Origin of the sequence: Anaerostipes faecis (assembly GCF_910574135.1) — a bacterium.
Classification (GTDB): Bacteria; Bacillota; Clostridia; order Lachnospirales; family Lachnospiraceae; genus Anaerostipes; species Anaerostipes hominis.
Window position 1 is genome coordinate 26,808 of sequence record NZ_CAJSYK010000021.1, and the last position, 21,229, is coordinate 48,036.

Sequence of the window (21,229 nt, forward strand, 5' to 3'; positions counted from 1 at the left end):
AGTATGGTTACAAGAAATAATACAAAAGTCATCCGGATCGGAGATAAAAAGATCGGCGGGGGCAACCCTGTGCTGATCCAGTCCATGACCAATACGAAGACAGAAGACGTGGAGTCTACCGTAACACAGATATTAAGCCTTGAGAAAGCCGGATGCGACATCGTAAGATGTACGGTCCCGACTCCCGAAGCGGCTGACGCCCTGGGCGAGATCAAAAAAAGGATACACATTCCGCTGGTGGCAGATATACATTTCAACTATAAGCTCGCCATCGCGGCTATGGAGAACGGCGCGGATAAAATCCGCATCAATCCGGGCAATATCGGAGGAGCGGACCGTATCCGGGCAGTCATTGAAAATGCCAAAGAGTACGGCGTTCCGATCCGGGTAGGCGTCAACAGCGGTTCACTGGAAAAAGAGCTGGTGGAAAAGTATCACGGAGTGACGGCCGAGGGACTGGTGGAGAGTGCCGTTGACAAAGTCCGCATGATCGAGGCATTTGACTATGACAATCTGGCAGTCAGCATCAAATCCTCCGATGTTCTTATGTGTGCCAGAGCATATGAACTGGTAGCAAAGCAGATCGACTATCCGCTCCATGTCGGCATTACAGAGTCAGGAACCGTGTACAGCGGAAATATCAAGTCCGCAGTCGGACTTGGCATTATCCTTCATCAGGGGCTCGGAGACACGATTCGCGTCTCACTGACCGGAGATCCTGTTAATGAAATCGCAAGTGCCAAACTGATTTTAAAGACTTTGGGGCTCAGAAGCGGCGGGATCGAAGTGGTTTCCTGTCCTACATGCGGAAGGACCAACATTGATCTGATCAGTCTTGCCGGGCAGGTAGAGACGATGGCCGCAGATTTCGAACATTTGAATATCAAGGTTGCCGTCATGGGCTGTGTCGTCAACGGCCCCGGTGAGGCAAAGGAAGCGGATATCGGGATCGCAGGCGGAATCGGTGAAGGCCTTCTGATGAAAAAAGGACAGGTCATACGGAAAGTTCCGGAGGAGGAGCTTTTAAGTACTCTGCGTTATGAATTAGAACATTGGGGTGAATCAGATGCAGGCTGCTAAAGAGCATACAAAAGAATTTTTTCAGGTGTTTCCTGACCTGAAAGTGTCTAGAGATGTAGAAGAACTGTTCCGGACTGTGTGTATCCGCCAGGTCGTATTCAAGAAATCAAAAAACACACTTTTCATTTCTTTTACAAGCGACCATCTGATCCCAAGGATCGACACCTGGCGGATGGAACAGCAGATCAGAGAGCAGCTGTTTTCAAAACGTTATGTCAAAATACGTTTTCAGGAGTTTTTCCGGCTTTCTGCTCAGTATGATCTGGACTATTTATTTGAACACTATATGAAAAGCTTCCTCTTTGAGTTAAAAGGCAAAGGGGAGGTTATTTTTAATGTGGTCAGAAAAGGAGACTATGCCATTGACGGAGATGTCGTTACCTTTATCTTTGAAAATACTTTTGTCAACAAGAGCAAGTCAGAAGAGATCAAAGAGTATTTCGAGACAACGCTTAAAGACAAATTTGGTATGGAGATCAAGGTAGGCTTTGATTTTTCCAAGACGACAGACCGGTCTCTGAAAAAAGAAAGCCAGTATAAACTTCAAAAAGAGATTGAGGGAATTGTCGAACAGGCCGATCTTCTCTGTAAAGAACAGGCAGAAGAGAAAAAGGCGAGAAAAAAGAAAAAAGAATCCAATTTTTCCTACGATTCCAAGTTTAAAAGAAAGCCTAAATTCAAAGACGATCCGACCCTTCTTTACGGCCGCAACTGTGAAGGGGAGCTCATTGAGATCAAGGATATTTTCGATGAGATCGGCGAAGTCGTGATCCACGGACAGGTTACAAGCCTTGATACGAGAGAAATTCGAAACGAAAAAACGATCATCATTTTTCATATCACTGACTTTACGGATACAATCTCCTGTAAAATATTTGTCAGAAATGAACAGCTCCCGGAGGTTCTCAGCGATCTGAAAAAAGGAGGCTTCTACCGGATTAAGGCGGTCGCCATGTATGATAAATTTGATCATGAGATATCTCTTGGTTCTGTCGTGGGCATCAAAGCAGTCTCTGATTTCAGGGAGAAACGCCAGGACACGTCCATGGATAAAAGGGTGGAACTCCATTTACATACGGTTATGAGCGACAACGACAGTGTTGTTCAGATCAATGACATCGTAAAACGCGCCTACGAGTGGGGACATCCTGCCGTTGCCATCACGGATCACGGCGTGCTCCAGGCCTTTCCGATTGCAAGGCACGCCTATGAGGATTTAAGGCTTCCAAAAGACGATCCGTTTAAGATCATCTATGGGGTGGAGGCTTACTTTGTGGATGACCTGGGAGATTTGGCAGTCCGCTCCAGAGGCCAGTCCCTCCGGGGAGACTTTGTGGTATTCGACATTGAGACCACAGGGTTCAACAGCCATACAGACCGCATCATAGAAATCGGGGCCGTAAAGGTCATAGACGGTGAGATCACGGAAACCTTCAGTGAATTCATCAATCCGCAGATCCCGATTCCATTTAAGATCACACAGCTTACTACGATTACAGATGAGATGGTCATGGACGCAGATACGATCGAGGCCGTTCTGCCAAGATTTCTTGAGTTCTGCGGGAATTCTGTCTTAGTGGCCCACAATGCCGGGTTCGACACCGGATTTATCCATGAAAATACGAAACGCCTGGGGCTTGATTTTCATCCTACCATTGTGGATACGCTCGGTCTCTCAAGGAGCCTGATGACCCACCTGGCAAAATTTACACTGGATAATCTGTGCAAAAATTTAAACATCAAACTGGAGACTCACCACCGGGCAGTGGATGACGCCACAGCTACGGGGAAAATCTTCATAAAATTTGTTCAGATTCTGGAGGAAAAAGAAATCTTTGACCTGGATCAGGTAAACGAGTTTGTCGCAGGCTCCGAAGACTTCATTAAAAAAGGCCGCACCTATCACGGTATCATTCTCGTCAAAAACAACACCGGAAGAGTCAACTTAAACCGTCTGGTGTCGGAATCCCACGTCCGGTACTTTAACCGGCGCCCGAGAATGCCCAAATCCCTGATCAATAAGTACCGGGAAGGACTGATCATCGGATCTGCATGTGAAGCCGGCGAACTGTACAGCGCCATCGTGGACCAGCGGTCTGAGGAAGAGATCGCAAAGATTGTTGAATTTTATGATTACCTGGAAATTCAGCCGGAGGGCAATAACCAGTTTATGATCGAATCCGCGCGCCATGAGAATGTCAATTCTTTTGAAGATATCAGGAATTTCAACCGGAAGATCGTGGAACTGGGTGAAACCTTCCACAAACCTGTGGCTGCTACCTGCGATGTGCATTTTTTAGATCCGGATGACTCCATTTACCGGGCGATTCTGATGGCCGGAAAGGGATTTAAAGATGCGGACAGCCAGCCGCCTCTCTACTTCCGGACGACGGAGGAAATGCTCCATGAATTTGAATATCTGGGAAGCGATAAAGCCAGAGAAGTTGTCATAACAAATCCAAATATGATCAATGACCAGATTGAAAATATTTCCCCGATTCATCCGGATAAATGCCCGCCGGTCATCGAGAACTCGGACCGGGATCTTCGGGATATTTGTTACAAGAAAGCACACGATATCTACGGTCCGAATCTGCCGGACATCGTAACCACCAGACTTGACAAAGAGCTGAATTCCATCATCGGAAACGGCTATGCGGTTATGTATATCATCGCACAGAAGCTGGTATGGGATTCCCTGGACCACGGTTATCTGGTAGGATCAAGGGGGTCTGTGGGGTCGTCTTTTGCGGCGACTATGTCCGGGATCACGGAAGTAAATCCTCTGCCCGCCCACTACATCTGTCCTGAGTGTTATTATGTGGATTTTGACTCTCCTGAAGTAAAAAAATATGCCAGGATGGGTATGTCCGGATGTGATATGCCGGATGCGGTGTGTCCGAAATGCGGTGCAAAAATGAACAAAGAAGGCCATGATATCCCGTTCGAGACATTCCTCGGATTTAAGGGGGACAAGGAACCTGATATTGACCTTAATTTTTCAGGAGAATATCAAAGTAAGGCCCACGCATATGTGGAGGTGATCTTTGGCAAAGGAAAGGCCTACCGTGCAGGTACGATCGGTACACTGGCGGAGAAGACTGCCTATGGATATGTTCTAAAATATCTGGAGGAGAGAGAAATATCTAAAAGAAAATGTGAGATCGAACGGCTGGCGAAAGGGTGCACCGGAGTTAAGAGAACGACCGGCCAGCACCCGGGAGGCATCATCGTTGTGCCTCATGACAAAGAGATCTACGACTTTACTGCCGTCCAGCGGCCGGCCAATGACGTAAGATCACCGATCATCACAACCCATTATGAGTACCATTCTATCGATTCCAACCTGTTAAAGCTGGATATCCTGGGACACGATGATCCCTCCATGATCCGCAGGCTGGAAGATCTGACCGGCGTCAACGCTCAGAATATACCTCTGGACGATGAATCCGTCATGTCTCTGTTTCACGGAACAGAGGTTCTGGGAATTACTCCGGAACAGATCGGAGGCACGAAGCTTGGGTCTCTCGGGATACCGGAATTCGGAACCGATTTCGTTATTCAGATGCTTCTGGACACAAATCCTCAGAGTTTTTCCGATTTGGTCCGCATTTCAGGCCTGTCCCACGGTACGGACGTCTGGCTCGGCAATGCCCAGAAACTGATCGAGGAGGGGGATGCCACGATTTCGACTTCCATCTGTACGAGAGATGATATTATGGTCTATCTGATCAATCAGGGTCTGGATGAGGCCTTGTCCTTTACGATCATGGAGAGCGTCCGGAAGGGAAAAGGGCTGAAACCGGAACAGGAAGAGGCAATGAGGGAAAAAGATGTGCCGGAATGGTATATCTGGTCCTGTAAACAGATTAAATACATGTTCCCGAAAGCACATGCAGTAGCCTATGTCATGATGGCATGGAGGATCGCCTGGTTTAAGGTTTTTCACCCCCTTGCCTACTATGCCGCCTATTTCAGTATCCGCGCCAAGTCATTTTCCTATGAAGACATGTGCATGGGAAAAGAAAAACTGAACAACCGGATGAGGGAGATACAAAACACGCCGAAGTTCGAGGTGAAAAATGCAGACCTGGATCTTCTGCGGGAAATGAAGATTGCAGACGAGATGTATGCCCGTGGATTTGAGTTCATGCCCCTTGATATCTACCGGGCAAAGGCAAAGGATTTTCAGATCATCGACGGAAAGATCATGCCTCCTTACTCCGCGATCGACGGCATGGGAGATAAAGCTGCCAAGGAAGCCGCAGAGGCGTCCAAGGGAGAACCTTTTACTTCCATGGAAAATTTCCGTGACCGGACAAAGGCGCCTAAATCTGTCGTAGATAAGATGAAAGAATTGGGGTTGATGGGAGATCTGGAAGAAAGCGACCAGCTCAGTTTCAATTTCTTTTGATACCCCGAAATAATAGAACCGCTCATATAATAATTTCATGTCTGCCAGAAGGCATCGGCAGACTGCGGGGAGTTTTTGTTTTAACAACGCCGTAAAAAAATCCGGGACATTAGATGTGATCCTCAATGCTATGACCGGATGAAATATGCACTATTCGGAAGGTACCGCCTTTCTGAAAAAGAAATCATAAAGGAATTAAATCGCTGGTCAGGAAGACAGTTTGCCCCCTTTTAACAAAAAAATTCATCGAATGGATGGAAGGCAGAAAAAAGCAGAAATAAGCTGCTTTTTCTGCCTTTCTCTGTCTGCGGCGATATTATAAGCGGATTGGGAAATACTATTTGAGAAATGTTATCGTTGACAGAAATTAAGGTGAGACATATAATAGACCCATACCCCCTGGGGGTGGTAAGGAGGCGTATTATGAAACAAAAATTTGATGTAACGGGCATGACATGCAGCGCATGCAGTGCCCATGTAGATAAAAGTGTCCGAAAATTAGATGGTGTCGCTGAAGTTAATGTAAATCTGCTCCAAAACACCATGACCGTGGAGTATGATGAGTCAGAAGTAAACGATGATCAGATTATCCGAGCTGTCATCGATGGAGGCTACGGTGCCTTTGTCCATGATAAGCAAGAGGAAGCAGGCAGGAACCGGGATATTGGCGTAGACGATGAGATCACCGGCATGAAGAGAAGACTTTGGGTATCCATCCTGTTTATGATACCGCTCATGTACATTTCCATGGGACATATGGTGAATCTTCCGCTTCCATTTTTTCTGAGCGGAACCCACAATGCGGTTTCTTTCGGGCTGACCCAGATGCTGCTGGTTCTCCCGGTCATGTACATTAACCGGAAGTTTTATCAGGTGGGATTTAAGACCTTATTTAAGGGCTCTCCGAATATGGATTCCCTGATCGCCATCGGGTCCGGCGCCGCCTTTGTCTATGGAGTATTTGCCATTTACCGCATGGGATACGGCCTCGGTGTGCAGAATCTTCAGCTGGTACATCAGTACCACATGGATTTATATTTTGAATCTGCATCGATGATCCTGACACTGATCACGGTCGGAAAATATCTGGAGGCCAGGTCCAAAGGGAAGACTTCTGAGGCTATCAGCAAACTCTTAGATCTGGCTCCGAAGACCGCCACCGTAGAACGGGGCGGGGAAGAGATTGAGATCCCTGTGGAGGAGCTGAATGAGGGAGATACGGTGATCGTGCGCCCCGGAGCCAGCATTCCGGTTGACGGAGTCATCCTTGAAGGCATGACTTCCGTGGATGAGAGCGCTCTGACCGGGGAAAGCATCCCTGTGGAGAAATCCTCCGGAGATAAAGTCATCAGCGCATCTATTAATAAAGGGGGATTTATTAAATTCAGGGCTACAAAGGTAGGGGATGATACGACGCTTGCCCAGATCATACAGCTGGTGGAAGATGCATCCGGTTCCAAAGCCCCGATCGCAAAGCTTGCAGATAAAATCGCCGGCATTTTCGTTCCCGTTGTTATTGTCATTGCCCTGGCTTCCGGGATCGTATGGCTCCTTTCCGGGCAGACATTTGAGTTCGCACTGTCCACGGCTATTGCCGTCCTGGTCATTTCCTGCCCGTGTGCACTTGGTCTTGCCACACCGACGGCAATCATGGTCGGAACTGGAAAAGGCGCGGAAAACGGCATCCTGATCAAGTCTGCGGAGAGTCTTGAGACGGCACATGAGATAAAAACCGTCGTTTTGGACAAGACCGGAACTGTCACGGAAGGACGGCCACAGGTGACGGACATCGTAACCTCCGGCGGCATTGAAGAAAAAGAACTGGTCAAGCTTGCCGCCAGTATGGAGAAGCCTTCGGAGCATCCTCTGGCGGATGCCATTGTCTTCTATGGCGAAGAGATCAATGCCGGCTTCTGTGAGGTATCCGGATTTGAGTCTGTGCCAGGAGAAGGGATCGAGGGTTCCATAGAAGGTGATAGGGTATATGCCGGCAACCTCAAAATGATGGAACGGATTGGAGTTTCTCTTGGAGACCTGGAAGAAAAAAGTACTGTTTTTGCCTCACAGGGTAAGACACCTCTTTTCTTTGCAAAAGAGGGCAGACTGCTTGGGCTGATCTCTGTAGCCGATGTGGTAAAACCGACCAGCAGACAGGCCATTCAGGAATTTGAGAAGATGGACATCGAAGTGGTCATGCTGACCGGAGATAACAAAAAAACAGCAGCGGCAATCCAAAAACAGCTGGGCATCAGACGGGTGATCGCAGAAGTGCTTCCACAGGACAAAGAGGCCAAGATCCGGGAAATTCAGGAGGAAGGCAAGAAAGTGGCCATGATCGGGGACGGCATCAATGATGCTCCGGCCCTTGCCAGAGCCGATGTGGGAATTGCCATAGGAGCCGGCACCGATATTGCCATCGAATCCGCAGATATCGTCCTGATGAAGAGTGATCTGCTGGACGGAGTGGCGGCAGTCCAGCTCAGCAAAGCGGTGATCAAAAACATCAAAGAAAATCTCTTCTGGGCCTTTTTCTATAATGTGATCGGAATTCCCCTGGCCGCCGGGTGTCTGTATCCGTTTTTCGGATTAAAGCTTAATCCTATGTTCGGTGCCGCAGCCATGAGTTTAAGTTCTGTATTTGTCGTGAGCAATGCCCTGCGCCTGAAGTTTTTCCGGCCAGGTTTTATAAGAAACAAAGAAACGCCGGTAAGAGTAAATGAGCCGGTCCAAAGAAAGGAGGAAACAAACATGAAAAAGACGATCTCGATTGAAGGAATGATGTGTGAACACTGTGTAAAACACGTGACAGATGCACTCAATAAGCTGGACGGGGTGGCCGCAGAGGTCAGCCTTTCAAATAAAAGCGCCGTTGTGAACTTAGAAAAAGAGGTCAGCGACGAATCACTGAAACAGGCAGTAGAAGATGCAGGCTATCAAGTGACCGGTATTCAGTAAGGAGGGGCCATGCAGGCAGACAAGACTCAGATCACAAGACTTCTGAAGACCGCCAGGGGACAGATCGACGGGATCTTAAAAATGGTGGAAGAAGACCGGTACTGTATGGATATCTCCAACCAGCTCATGTCTACGGAGGCCATTATACGAAAGACCAATAAAGAAATCTTACGGGCACATATGAAAGGCTGCATTGCCGATGCCCTGGCTGAAAACAAAGGCGATGAAAAAATTGATGAACTGGTAGAACTCATCGATAAGTTCGCCAAATAAAAAAGTTTTTCTTCATTGTCTCCAGTCGGCTCTGGAAAGGCCTCCTTCCGACAATTGAAAAAACTATCGTTGGATCATTCCATTCGTTTGATGGGTATGAAATACGGTGTGCCCTGTGGGTATACATTATCATTCCCCAACAGGCGTACTTTAAAATTTTCTTTTCCTAAATGCTCTTTCATCAAGTTTCGTTTTAATTGGCAACAAAGATTACAGATATAAAAGGGGTGTTTACATTGACTTAAAAAAACAAATTTATTATAATTAGATAATATAAAAAAATAAAACTATCGACTGGAGAAGTTAAATTGGGAAGAAAGACCTGTTGTGTTACTGGTCACAGGGATATGCCAGGTGAAGGGATTAGTAGCATAAAGGGCTCTGCGTAAAGAAATGAACCAGTGTTTTCTGAATGCCTGTACCCGGATGACAGTAATCCAGGAGGAAATTGACATCGTAACCGCTATATGGTCGAGGATTCAGACCGCGTAGAATGAAAGTGGAGTTGCAGGCAATTCTATACCTTATCGCGCGGAGCGCGTCCACCCGAAGGGTATAAAATACGGTGTGCCCTGTGGGTATACCTTATCGCGCGGAGCGCGTCCGCCCGAAGGGTATGAAACACGGGATGCCCTTTGGGTATGATATAATAAAACCTTTAAGAATGAATATTATGTAAAAATGGCGAGGCGGAGTCATAGGCTGGAGGTCAATGATGAAAAAATGGTATGACGAAGAATATGAATTTGAAATTGAGGTAACAGGGTTTCTTCGCGGCGATCACACAGAGCGATATTGCCGTAACGGAGAGGAAATCGGAGATAAATATACCTGTACATATGGTTGCCCTGTAAATGCAGACGGACAAGGGATCTGTTCTAAAGTAATGACGATACTGTTCCCTGTTATGGAGGCAGTCAGAAGCGGCGGGGATTTAGAGAACATTGGCGGCAGCGGTAAGTACAGCAAGGATATCGTATGCCCGGACGGATGTGTGATGTTCCGGCTGACAGCGAAAAAACTTGGAAATGAGAATTTCTTTAAGGGAAAGTTTTTTAATTAGCTTTTCAGATTGGCAAAGCAAAGAGGTGAAGTGTTTCTGAAATGGATATGGAAACAAATTCTAAAATGCTTATGCTATTGAAAATGGTCCTGCTTATGGTTGTATCCGAAAAGTAGAGATTCTGGTTTTTCCAACTCCTTTTTTAAAGGTGTATATTATTCTTACTATAATAGTTGCACTGTTGATGGCTTTGACCCCGGCTTTCGTTCATGGAACAATAAATATGTTTATGATGTAAATATTCAAATTGTAGGAGGTTCACTATGCTTGATAAAATACCGAAGAGGTGGAAAAACACTTTGCGCCCTATATGCAAGGGAGAACTGCATTGGCTTTATGGTAATCCTGGGAAAAGATGAGCGGGAAAAATTTGAAGCAGGCCGAAATGAGTATTCTGAGAGCGTCCGGAAAATCTATACCCACAGGGCACACCGTATTTTATACCCTTCGGGTGGACGCGCTCCGCGCGATAAGGTATGATGAAACAAAAACTTATCACGATGGGAAATGGCTGATATTTGAACCTGTTGACACGTCATTGTTTGGGGATTTCATGCATTTATTAGCCATTAAGAGAAGGCCGAATAGAAAATAGCAGATCGTGGAGAAGAAAATGGCAAAAAAGATAGACCCAAAACAAACAAAACGGGCGATGGCTTTTGAATTATGGATGGGTGCCCCGAATCCAATGGTAACATTTTTTAAGACACTGGATGTTACGTCATTAATTAAAATAGAGAAATTCGGATTACAAATTGAAATTTATCTATATTAGTGTCTGTGTCTTCTCTGATTCTGACACGAGTATTGTTACCACGTATAGGGCAGGACACGGGTATGCCCAATATACAGATTGTTACTGATGAAGCGACAATCAAAAAGTATGGTGGAGAGAAAATGTATTTTGCACCGCCTATCACCTATGATGAAATTATGAAAACAATTCCTTATGGAAAAGTTATTACGGTTGGTGTTATCAGAGAATACTTGGCAAAAAAGAATAATGCCGATTTTCAGTTTGTTGGGCTGGGTACTATATACAAGTACACGTTAGCTGGAATGGATGAGGACAAGCTGTTTAGGGAGGTCCCATGAAAGGATTTAACCGACAAAATCAATTATTTTCCCTCTGTGGATTGAATTGCGGGCTTTGTCCCATGTTTTTATATAAATATTGCCCCGGATGCGGTGGCGGTGAAGGAAATCAGTCGTGTAAAATCGCAAGGTGCAGCATGGAGCATGATGGTGTAGAATACTGCTTCCAATGCGGTGAGTATCCTTGCCCCAAATACGAGCATATTGACGATTTTGATTCCTTTATAACACACCGCAGCCAAAAGGCCGATATGGAAAAGGCCAGGCAGTTCGGAATAGAAGCTTACAATGCGGAGCAGATGGAAAAGACAAAAATACTGGACATTCTTCTGTCCGGCTTTAATGACGGGCGCAAAAAGACCCTGTTTTGTACAGCAGTAACTCTTTTAGACTTGCAAGAGCTGCGGGAGGTACTTAGACAAATTGAGAACAGATCCGATTTGGAAATGTTGACGCTCAAAGAAAAGAGTGCTTTTGCCGCGGGATTGCTGCAGGCTGCGGCAGCAAAGAACAATATAAACTTGAAGCTACGCAAGAAGAAGTGATGATTTGAATACTGTAATCATTCAATAAAGCATTGAGAAAGATAGAGAACCGAAGTGAGCTCCTGCAGAAAGAAATCTATCTTTAGAAGGAACAGAAGAGAGGTGTCTTTTTGATAAGGGAGTATTTACATTTGAATGTTTATGATGCGTTTTTAGAACGAATGCATTTTCTTTTTGAAGAGTTTGGTAATATCTATGTCTCTTTTTCCGGAGGCAAAGACAGTGGTTTGCTGCTCAATCTGGTTCTGGATTACCGGAATCAGCATTATCCGGAAAGAACCATTGGTGTATTTCATCAGGATTTTGAGGCGCAATATACGATGACGACAAAGTATGTAGAACGCACCTTTGAACGGATCAAGGACCAGGTGGAGTCTTATTGGGTTTGCCTGCCCATGGCAACCAGAACCGCGTTAAGCAGTTACGAGATGTATTGGTATCCATGGGATGACACAAAAAAGGATATCTGGATACGGGAGATGCCCCAAAAAGAATACGTCATCAATCTGGAAAATAACATTATGACTACATACCGTTACCGGATGCATCAGGAAGATTTGGCAAAACAGTTCGGGCGATGGTACCGGAACGCCCATGACGGCGGAAAAACCGTATGCCTGCTTGGGATGCGGGCAGATGAATCTTTACAGCGGTATAGCGGATTTCTGAATAAAAAATACGGGTATAAAGATACCTGCTGGATCAGCAAGCAATTTAAAGATGTCTGGTGTGCCTCCCCTTTATATGATTGGTCTACCAATGATGTCTGGCACGCCAACTATTTATTTGGTTACGAGTATAACCGCCTGTATGATCTTTATTATATGGCTGGCCTGAAGCCCTCGCAAATGCGCGTGGCCTCCCCGTTCAACGACTATGCGAAGGACGCACTGAATCTATACCGCGTCATAGACCCGGAGATTTGGTGCAAGCTTGTGGGACGTGTACAGGGGGCAAATTTTGCTTCCATTTATGGAAAGACCAAAGCGATGGGCTACCGGAATATTTCTTTGCCGGAGGGATATACGTGGAAATCCTACACGAAGTTTTTATTGGAAACGTTGCCAAAAAGACTGCGGAATAACTATATAAAAAAATTCAATACATCTATCCAATTTTGGCATGAGACAGGAGGCGGGTTGGACGAGGAAGTGATTCAAGAGCTTCAGGAAAAGGGATATCAAATAAAACGAAACGGCGTCTCCAATTATACATTGAACAAAAAATCACGCATTGTATTTGTGGGGGAAATACCAGACCACACGGACGATATCAAATCCACAAAGGATATTCCCAGCTGGAAACGAATGTGTTACTGCATTTTGAAAAATGACCATATCTGCCGTTTCATGGGGTTTGGGATGACACGGCAGCAGCAGAAGCAGCTGGACATTATACGCCGTAAATACAAAAGCATAGAGGAGTTTGAGTATGAAGTACAAAAGCCCAGTTTATAGTATCATTGCTGTTCCGATAGAGAAGGTACGGCCGAATAACTATAACCCGAATAAAGTTGCACCGCCTGAAATGAAGCTGTTATATGAAAGCATTAAAGAGGACGGATATACGATGCCAGTCGTATGTTACTACTCAAAAGCGCAGGATTTTTATCTGATTGTTGATGGGTTCCATCGGTACCAGGTCATGATGGACCATCCGGATATCTATGAAAGAGAACAGGGGTTGCTGCCGGTTTCTGTCATTGAGAAACCGATTGACAAACGTATGGCCAGCACCGTGCGCCATAACAGGGCACGAGGCTCTCACGATGTGGACTTGATGAGTAACATCGTAAAAGAACTTCATGAATTTGGGAGATCAGACGCATGGATTTCAAAGCATTTGGGAATGGATAGAGATGAAATTTTACGTCTCAAGCAGATTACCGGTCTTGCCGCATTATTTAAGGATATAAAGTTTGGAGAGGCATGGCGTCCTGTAGAGGAAGAGACGGCAAAAGATAATAAAGACCCCTTGGCAGAAAAATAAGCGATATTTTATGCAGGTATAATTTGCAATGGATCATATGAAAACCAATCCACACCTGATTGAATTCGTGTGCTTGAATCGTGAATTGATAAATTACCTGAAAGAAGAGCCGCCCGTTTATCATGAAAGCTCTAAAGCGTTTTGGGATGATGAGCATATTTCTAAAAGTATGTTAGAAGCTCATTTAAACACGGAAAACGATGGAGCATCAAGAAGGCTTAGCACCATTCAAAATTCCGTCGAATGGATTGTCAGCTATTGTAAAAACGGTCAGGGTAAACAGCTTTTGGATTTGGGGTGTGGACCTGGTATTTATTCCGAATTGTTATATGATAAGGGATTTTCAGTTACAGGAATTGATTTCTCCAAACGTTCCATAGAATATGCCCAAAATCATGCGAAAGAAACATGTCGTAAAATCCGGTATTACTATCAGAACTACCTGGAAATGGATTATGAAAACGAGTTTGATGTTATTATCCTGATTTATTGTGACTTTGGTGTACTTCCTCCGCAAGACAGAAGTGCTTTGCTGAAAAAAATCCAGAAAGCACTGAAGAAAGATGGAATTCTGATATTAGACGCATTTAACAGGCCATACTTGGATTCGTTTCAGCCAATACAAAGCATACGGTACGAAAACGGTGGATTTTGGTCTGCGGAGCCTTATGTGCTCATTCAAAGAAATAAGTGTTTTGAAGAAACCGCTAATACATTAGAGCAGTATTTGATATTAACGGATGATAATTGTGAATGTTTCAATATATGGAATCAAATTTATTCCAAAGAAACATTTATTGATGAACTTAGAAGCGGCGGATTTTCAGAAATTGGTGTTTTTGATGATGTGACAGGAGCAGATTTTACAGGAAAATCAGAAACTATCTGCGGCATTTTTAAAGCAGTATAATATCATTTAGTTGTGTGCTATACAAAAGGCTTTATCATAAATAAAGAACAGCTAAAGAGGATTGAATGGAGTATTTATATGAAGTATGTATGTGTGGTTATTTCGGTAGCGGATATCAACGCCGCAAGAAAGTTTTATGAGGATCTATTCGGGTAAAAGGTATTGAAGAAATCCAACAATGCAGAAGTCGTTTTTGAGGAACAGAATTTTGACGGTTTCCTGAATAAGCTGAAAGAGTACCCGGACATTGAATATCTGGGAGAAGTCATCGAGCATAGCTGGGGACAGCGTGTGATCCGGTTCTACGACTTAGACGGGCATCTCATAGAGGTCGGCGAGGATATGAAAATGGTGATCAAGCGTTTTCTGAATACCGGAATATGTTTATGCTGACTGATGATAATGCAAATTTGGTTTGCCCGTTTGGGTGAATGAATTGAAGATATAAGGAGGACAAATGGGGTTTGTATGGAAGAATCAACGAATATGAAAAGATATGTTGCGCTTTTGCGTGGTATCAATATAAGCGGAAAAAATAAGGTGCCAATGGCAGAATTAAAGAAAGTTTTTGAAGAACTTGGGTTTACAGAGGTAAAGACATATCTGAACAGTGGAAATGTGATTTTTTCAAGTGAGAAAAATAATATAGGGAGTCTTACAGGCCAGATTGAAACAATGATAAAAAATCAGTTTGGTTTGGATATTCCAGTTTTCGTCACATCAAAAGAAGATCTCGAAGACATTTTGCATCATGCACCTGACTGGTGGGGAACCGAAAATAAGGAAATCTATGATAATTTGATTTTTATTATGCCTCCAGCTACATTTGCTGAAGTATGGGACGAGATCGGAGAACCGAGGGAAGAATTAGAGAAGATAAAGGAATATAAGGAAGCGGTATTCTGGTCTTTCAATCGAAAAGATTATCAAAAGACAAACTGGTGGCCAAAGACGGCAAGTGCGGGCATCAGCGGCAAATTGACAATAAGAACGGCAAACACCGTCAGGAAGATAGTCGGAATGTAATTGCTTTCCTAAATCGGAGTTTGAAAAGAGAGGGCTTGCTGTCTTTGTTATCGTTTCGCTGAGTATAGGATGCGTTTTGGGATTAGTCGTAAAAAATCAGGTAAAGCTGACAATGATTGCATAGATTATATATTTACCGTCTATCATGCTTTTGACAATGGGCCAATGGAAGGTTTTTGGGGAATCATGAAAAGTGAACGCTATTATGGGAAAAGATTTACCAGCAGGTATTACCTACTGGCAGAAAAAGTATTATTATTTTAATTGTCTACCTGACGGGAAGCAGTTCATGTTCCCTGTCCTTTTTATAGTGATCTTTTATCTCAAAAAACATTTCCTCTTTATAAAATAAGCTGCAACCACAAGCATTCCCAGCACGGAACAGATTAAAAAGAATCCATTGCTGGATATTGATTCTGTGATGAGAAAGAAACTGTCTTTGCTGAAAAATATGAGATATGCCTGACTGACAAAGGCTGCCAGGCTCCCGATGCCAACGGCTCCGGCCAACACAGTCCAGACCGGATCGCTCAGATCGAAGGCCCCTTTTATGATCATTTCCAAAAAAATCAAAGTAAAAGCAGCGACAATAATAAAGATATTATTCCATATTCCATCAATCAGAATATAGCTCCTGGTTCTTAAATAAGTGTCCGCAAGCAAAAGCACAGACATTAAGAGAAGCCCGTGCAACAACGCATTTTCACGCGCTTTCAGCTGTTTTTTTGTAGACGTATACTGACTCATAAACTCATTCCCCTTTCTCCTATGAAGTATAAGTATATGATAATTCGACAAAATATTCAACCACAAGAAAATTTCCATATTTGCAATTCAAATTTTTTCCTGCTATTATATTCAATTAGATAATATACAGAAAGGAAAATGCCTGTGAAACGATGGATTGTCTTTCTGCTGTGCCTTACTGTCTGCCTGTCCGCATTATCCGGATGCGGCACCGGTAAATATTCCGACAGCAGTTCAAAAAAACTAAATGTTGTTACCACTATTTTCCCTTACTATGATTTTGTGCGTCAAATTGGGAAAGATAAAGTAAAACTCAAAATGATCGTCACCGCGGGCAAAGACAGCCATACATTTGAACCGACTCCGGCCGATCTGATCAGCATACAGAAGGCAGATATTTTTTTCTATAACGGCGGAGCGATGGAATATTGGGTCCAAAAAATACAAAAATCCCAGGAAAACAGCGGACAGGTTTCTTATGCCTTCATGGATTCGGTCAATCCAGTGGAAGAAGAGGTGACAGAGGGGATGAGCCTTCCTAAGGAAGAAGAAGGGGAAACAGAATATGACGAACATATTTGGACATCTCCTGTTAATGCGCAGAAAGTCGTGAAAAAAATCTGCGCCGTCTTATCAAAGGAAGATCCCGGCAACGCCCATTTTTATGAAAAGAATACAATGAATTATTTGAAAAAGCTCAAAAAATTGGACCAGGAGTTCAGAGAAGCAGTAAAACACGGAAAACGCAAGCTCATAGTTTTCGGAGATAAATTCCCCATGCGCTATTTTACCGAGGAATACGGCCTCTCTTACAGGGCGGCATTCCCGGGATGCAGCGAGGAATCGGAGCCCAGCTCCCGGACGCTTTCCTATCTGATTGACTTAGTAAAGAAAGAAGAAATACCGGTCATCTATCATATGGACTTTGGAAGCAGTAAGATCGCGGATGTGATCTGTGAAGCATCCGGTGCCGAAAATATGACGTTTTATTCCTGCCACACCGTGACAAAACGTCAGTTTGACCAGGGCGTCACATACCTGGATCTGATGGAGAAAAATGTGAAAAATCTGGAGAAAGGACTGAGAGAATGACATCCATTATTTCATGCAGTCATGTGGATCTTGGATATGACGGACATGTCATCGTAAAAGACTTAAATATGAAAATAGAACAGGGGGCTTATATTTCTGTCATCGGGCAAAATGGCTCCGGTAAGAGCACGTTTATCAAGACGATGTTAGGTCTTGTGCGCCCTGTCTCCGGGAAAATCCGGCGCAGTCTTTCTGGAAAGGGCATCGGATATCTCCCCCAGCAGACGGAAATGCAGAAAAACTTTCCTGCAACTGCCCTGGAAGTGGTTCTGTCAGGTTTTTTAAGCCGAAAACAGCGCAGGCCTTTTTATATGAGAAAAGAAAAATTTACCGCCATGGAACAGCTAAAGAAGCTTGGAATCCCGGAGCTTTCAAAAACATGCTACCGGGAGCTTTCCGGCGGCCAGCAGCAGAGAGTCCTGCTGGCAAGAGCCTTATGCGCAACCGATCAGCTGCTGGTCCTGGACGAGCCGGTGACAGGTCTGGACCCTGGTGCCGCAAAAGAACTCTATGTCTTGCTGAAGGAACTCAACAAAAATGAGGGCATCGCAATTTTGATGGTTTCACACGATTTGTCCAACGCCTTAAAGGATGCAGATGAGATCCTTCACATCCGGCATGAGGATTACTTTTTCGGCAGTGTCTCAGATTACCGCAGTTCTGAACATTTCCATGAAATGAATGGAGGTGCTGTCCATGGAACTATTTAAAGAAATGGTATCATATCCTTTTATTATCCGTGCTTTTATCGTGGGAATTTTGATTTCCCTCTGTGCAGCCCTGCTCGGTGTGAGTCTTGTGCTGAAAAAATTTTCCATGATCGGGGACGGACTGTCCCATGTGTCCTTCGGAGCACTTTCCATTGCAATAGCCTTCGGGATCGCTCCTTTGAAACTCTCGATTCCGGTCGTTGTCATTGCGGCATTTTTTCTCCTGAAGCTTACTGAGAGCAGCCGGATCAGCAGCGATGCGGCCATTGCTGTCATGTCGGCATCGGCTTTGGCTGCCGGGGTCTTGGTGACTTCCTTTACTACCGGTATGAATATGGATGTATACAGCTATATGTTTGGAAGCATCCTGGCCATGAGCAGAGAAGATGTACGCCTGAGTGTTTTGCTGAGTGCCGCAGTCCTTATTTTGTTTCTCTTTTGTTATCATAAAATTTTTGCTGTCACCTTTGATGAAAGCTTTGCGCGGGCATCGGGAGTAGATGTTTCCTTTTACAATTCGCTTCTTGCGATCCTGACCGCTGTCACGATTGTTATCGGCATGAGAATGATGGGGGCCATGCTCATTTCCAGCCTGGTCATCTTTCCGGCGCTGACGGCCATGCAGATGTTTAAAAGCTTCCGGGGAGTCGTGATCTGTTCCGGCTTCCTCTCCGTCATATGTTTTTGTATCGGCCTGTCGGGGTCTTATCTCTTTTCTGCACCGGCCGGTGCAAGCATCGTCATTGCGAACCTTATAGGATTTCTCGTATTTCGTTTGCTGAGAATGGTTGTCAGACAGAATGTTTGATTTTCAAAACATTCTGTGATAGAATAATTTCATTATTACAAGTTAGGAGAAACATATGAACAAAAAGAGGAATGTGATGCTGACGATCATGAGCATCATTCTGTTGTTAGCCGGGATCTTAAACCTTGTGACCAATGTCACTCTGATGACAAGCCGCAATCTGATGAAGATGGCCATGGAGCAGGTCAGGCTGAGCGGTGCGATCTTAACCGTGTACCTTGTAGTCTGCATTATCTTCGGGATGCTTGAAATAGTGTGCGGAGTTTACGGCTTAAAAGCAGCCAAACATTTTGAATTTGGAGAAACCTGCTTCCAGCTTGCCATCGCACTGGTAGCCGCCGCTGTATTCATATTTATTTTTAATCTCTTTGTAAATGAATTTACGGCTACAAGCCTGGGAGGCTTTGTTTTCCCGCTGCTTTATCTTTATTCCATCAGATTCTGCAAATAATTTCATAAGCAGTCACTAAAAACAGATGATCAGCAGATTATCTGTTTTGTTCTTATTCCATAGGAAAGTTCTTCGAACCTCCCTATGGAATAAAAAAGCCCTGCGGGCAAGTATGCACACAAATGCGTAAGGAAATCATTTGACTGCGTCAAATCGCATTTGGCGCACAAAGCGGAACGAGTCCCTCATGATTGAGGGATTTAGGGAGTTGAAGCGGACTTGTCCGCTTTGTTCCATAGGAAAGTGCGTTCTATGTAAGAATAAAACACTACGAAAGAAGGAGAATACGATGTACATTGCAGATTTACATATCCACTCCAGATATTCCAGGGCTACAAGCAAAGAGTGTGATCCGGAACATCTGGATCTCTGGGCCAGAAGAAAAGGGATTCATATTGTAGGAACCGGTGATTTTACTCATCAGGCATGGAGGGACGAGTTACGGGAAAAATTGGTGTCTGCGGAAGAAGGCCTGTATATCCTGAAAGATGAATTCCGGATAAAAGACGGGATCGCTCCGGACGGCCAGAATCCGCGCTTTGTCATCACCGGAGAGATCAGCTCTATCTATAAAAAGAACGGAAAGACAAGAAAGGTCCATAATCTGATCCTTCTTCCGGGACTTGAAGCCGCAGATAAAATTTCCGCAAAGCTCGAGACCATCGGCAACATTCATTCCGACGGCAGGCCGATCCTCGGTCTGGACAGCCGGGATCTCCTGGAGATTCTTCTGGACATTTCTCCGGATGCGGTACTGGTGCCTGCCCATATATGGACTCCTCATTTTTCACTGTTCGGAGCCTTCTCAGGGTTTGATACGATCGAGGAGTGTTTTGAAGACTTAACGCCTCATATCCATGCGTTAGAGACAGGCCTGTCCTCCGATCCTCCTATGAATTGGAGGCTTTCGGCACTGGACTCCTTCCAGCTGATCTCAAACTCAGACGCCCACTCTCCGGCAAAGCTCGGCCGGGAAGCCAATCTCCTGAACATTGAACTTTCCTATTCGGACCTCACGAGAGCCATCCAGACCGGACAGGGGCTGTACGGAACGATCGAGTTTTTCCCGGAAGAAGGAAAATATCACTTTGACGGACACCGGAAATGCGGTCTTGTGCTGACTCCGTCAGAGACAAAGGAATATGGCGGGATCTGTCCGGTCTGCAAAAAAAAGATCACCATCGGAGTCCAGCACCGGGTAGAGCAGCTGGCGGACAGGCCGGAAGATTATCTCCGTCCTGATGCGAAGCCCTTTGAGAGCCTTGTACCACTTCCGGAAGTCATTGCGGCATCTACAGGAATGTCGGCCGGCGGGAAAAAAGTGAATGCCCAGTTTGAAAAAATGCTCTCGGAGCTTGGCCCGGAGTTTTCTATTTTAAGAGAAGTACCTCTTGAGGATATCCGGCACAGTGCGGGAGCCTGTGTAGAGGAAGGAATCCGACGTTTAAGACGGGGAGAAGTCCGCCGCGACCCCGGATATGACGGAGAATACGGAAAAATCCATCTCATCGAAAAGGACGAGATGGACATCATTAACGGCCAGATGACGTTTTTTGATTCTCTGGGAATTGCCGCTGCAGCCGAGCATGAGAAAAAGAAGAAAAAAATCAGGCCTATGAAAAAAGAAACAGTCATGGATGCAGACGTCCTTAACGTCAGAGATACAGGGATCAACGAAGAACAGCAGGAGGCGGTCGCTGCTGAAAACAGGCCTGTTGCGGTCATCGCAGGACCGGGAACAGGAAAAACGAAAACCCTGGTAGACAAAATAGCTTATCTTGTGAAGGAGCGGAACGTGTCTCCGGCTCAGATTACAGCTGTCACATTTACAAACCAGGCGGCAGCAGAGATGAGAGAGCGGCTTGCCAAGAGGCTTGGAGGAAAACGTGCTGTCAAAGACATGACCATCGGAACCTTTCATTCTATCTGGTGTGGTATATAAAAAGTTGACAGTTTATTCTCAAGGATTTCATAATAAAACCAAGAGAATAAGGAGGTATTCAAAGTGGCACGTAAATATGACCATGAATACAAAGTACAGGCAGTAAAACTTGCCAAAGAAATCGGAGGC

Annotated in this window: 16 protein-coding genes and 5 pseudogenes; 20 read left to right on the forward strand and 1 reads right to left on the reverse strand. The window is 44.9% G+C overall.

Annotated elements, in window-relative coordinates; translation table 11 throughout:
* The first annotated feature begins 3 nt into the window (after positions 1-3).
* From ispG to QGT46_RS17360, 15 genes and pseudogenes are all read left to right on the forward strand, one after another.
* Entirely contained in the window at positions 4-1,080 is a 1,077-nt protein-coding gene (ispG, locus tag QGT46_RS12960; protein WP_148460010.1) for a flavodoxin-dependent (E)-4-hydroxy-3-methylbut-2-enyl-diphosphate synthase, read from the forward strand.
* Positions 1,067-5,494, forward strand: a complete 4,428-nt coding sequence (locus tag QGT46_RS12965; RefSeq protein ID WP_301591139.1) for a PolC-type DNA polymerase III — start codon at positions 1,067-1,069, stop codon at positions 5,492-5,494. Before ispG ends, QGT46_RS12965 begins: the two co-directional genes overlap by 14 nt.
* Positions 5,495-5,917: 423 nt before the next feature.
* Positions 5,918-8,449 carry a heavy metal translocating P-type ATPase gene (locus QGT46_RS12970; RefSeq protein WP_301591140.1) on the forward strand — a complete coding sequence of 844 codons (2,532 nt, stop codon included), beginning with the start codon at positions 5,918-5,920 and terminating at the stop codon, positions 8,447-8,449.
* Between the two features lie 9 nt (positions 8,450-8,458).
* Positions 8,459-8,722, forward strand: a complete 264-nt coding sequence (locus tag QGT46_RS12975; protein WP_148460008.1) for a metal-sensing transcriptional repressor — start codon at positions 8,459-8,461, stop codon at positions 8,720-8,722.
* 715 nt (positions 8,723-9,437) lie between these two features.
* Positions 9,438-9,785 (forward strand): TIGR04076 family protein, encoded by a 348-nt coding sequence (locus QGT46_RS12980; protein ID WP_024727576.1) that lies wholly within the window; start codon positions 9,438-9,440, stop codon positions 9,783-9,785.
* Between the two features lie 273 nt (positions 9,786-10,058).
* A pseudogene (locus tag QGT46_RS17355) lies at positions 10,059-10,380 on the forward strand (DUF3788 domain-containing protein); the annotation flags it as partial.
* Positions 10,381-10,398: 18 nt separating this feature from the next.
* The gene (locus QGT46_RS12990) at positions 10,399-10,560 is read left to right on the forward strand and encodes a hypothetical protein (protein ID WP_330655868.1); all 162 of its coding nucleotides are present in this window, start codon (positions 10,399-10,401) and stop codon (positions 10,558-10,560) included.
* 62 nt (positions 10,561-10,622) lie between these two features.
* Positions 10,623-10,799 (forward strand): annotated as a pseudogene (locus QGT46_RS12995) (methylated DNA-protein cysteine methyltransferase); the annotation flags it as partial.
* A 77-nt stretch (positions 10,800-10,876) separates the two neighbouring features.
* The gene (locus QGT46_RS13000) at positions 10,877-11,425 is read left to right on the forward strand and encodes a DUF3795 domain-containing protein (RefSeq protein ID WP_148460007.1); all 549 of its coding nucleotides are present in this window, start codon (positions 10,877-10,879) and stop codon (positions 11,423-11,425) included.
* Between the two features lie 161 nt (positions 11,426-11,586).
* Entirely contained in the window at positions 11,587-12,882 is a 1,296-nt protein-coding gene (locus tag QGT46_RS13005) for a phosphoadenosine phosphosulfate reductase (RefSeq protein WP_369882330.1), read from the forward strand.
* The gene (locus QGT46_RS13010; RefSeq protein ID WP_024727574.1) at positions 12,857-13,414 is read left to right on the forward strand and encodes an IbrB-like domain-containing protein; all 558 of its coding nucleotides are present in this window, start codon (positions 12,857-12,859) and stop codon (positions 13,412-13,414) included. Before QGT46_RS13005 ends, QGT46_RS13010 begins: the two co-directional genes overlap by 26 nt.
* 28 nt (positions 13,415-13,442) lie before the next feature.
* Positions 13,443-14,324 carry a class I SAM-dependent methyltransferase gene (locus QGT46_RS13015; RefSeq protein ID WP_301591145.1) on the forward strand — a complete coding sequence of 294 codons (882 nt, stop codon included), beginning with the start codon at positions 13,443-13,445 and terminating at the stop codon, positions 14,322-14,324.
* Between the two features lie 78 nt (positions 14,325-14,402).
* Positions 14,403-14,717, forward strand: a pseudogene (locus QGT46_RS13020) (hypothetical protein).
* A 93-nt stretch (positions 14,718-14,810) separates the two neighbouring features.
* On the forward strand, positions 14,811-15,350 hold the full coding sequence (locus tag QGT46_RS13025; RefSeq protein ID WP_148460027.1) for a DUF1697 domain-containing protein: 540 nt from the start codon (positions 14,811-14,813) through the stop codon (positions 15,348-15,350).
* Positions 15,351-15,384: 34 nt separating this feature from the next.
* A pseudogene (locus QGT46_RS17360) lies at positions 15,385-15,471 on the forward strand (ABC transporter permease); the annotation flags it as partial.
* A 197-nt stretch (positions 15,472-15,668) separates the two neighbouring features.
* Here the strand turns inward: QGT46_RS17360 and QGT46_RS13035 are convergent.
* On the reverse strand, positions 15,669-16,097 hold the full coding sequence (locus tag QGT46_RS13035) for a hypothetical protein (protein WP_148460006.1): 429 nt from the start codon (positions 16,095-16,097) through the stop codon (positions 15,669-15,671).
* A 138-nt stretch (positions 16,098-16,235) separates the two neighbouring features.
* Here QGT46_RS13035 and QGT46_RS13040 point away from each other — a divergent pair, with 138 nt between their 5' ends.
* From QGT46_RS13040 to QGT46_RS13060, 5 genes and pseudogenes are all read left to right on the forward strand, one after another.
* Positions 16,236-17,189 (forward strand): metal ABC transporter substrate-binding protein, encoded by a 954-nt coding sequence (locus QGT46_RS13040; protein WP_148460005.1) that lies wholly within the window; start codon positions 16,236-16,238, stop codon positions 17,187-17,189.
* Positions 17,186-17,899 carry a metal ABC transporter ATP-binding protein gene (locus QGT46_RS13045; protein WP_148460004.1) on the forward strand — a complete coding sequence of 238 codons (714 nt, stop codon included), beginning with the start codon at positions 17,186-17,188 and terminating at the stop codon, positions 17,897-17,899. Before QGT46_RS13040 ends, QGT46_RS13045 begins: the two co-directional genes overlap by 4 nt.
* Positions 17,886-18,707 carry a metal ABC transporter permease gene (locus QGT46_RS13050; RefSeq protein ID WP_024727565.1) on the forward strand — a complete coding sequence of 274 codons (822 nt, stop codon included), beginning with the start codon at positions 17,886-17,888 and terminating at the stop codon, positions 18,705-18,707. The genes QGT46_RS13045 and QGT46_RS13050 overlap by 14 nt, the downstream gene beginning before the upstream one ends.
* A gap of 55 nt (positions 18,708-18,762) precedes the next feature.
* Positions 18,763-19,158, forward strand: a complete 396-nt coding sequence (locus QGT46_RS13055) for a hypothetical protein (protein WP_148460003.1) — start codon at positions 18,763-18,765, stop codon at positions 19,156-19,158.
* Positions 19,159-19,447: 289 nt separating this feature from the next.
* A pseudogene (locus tag QGT46_RS13060) lies at positions 19,448-21,085 on the forward strand (UvrD-helicase domain-containing protein); the annotation flags it as partial.
* Positions 21,086-21,229: the final 144 nt, after the last annotated feature.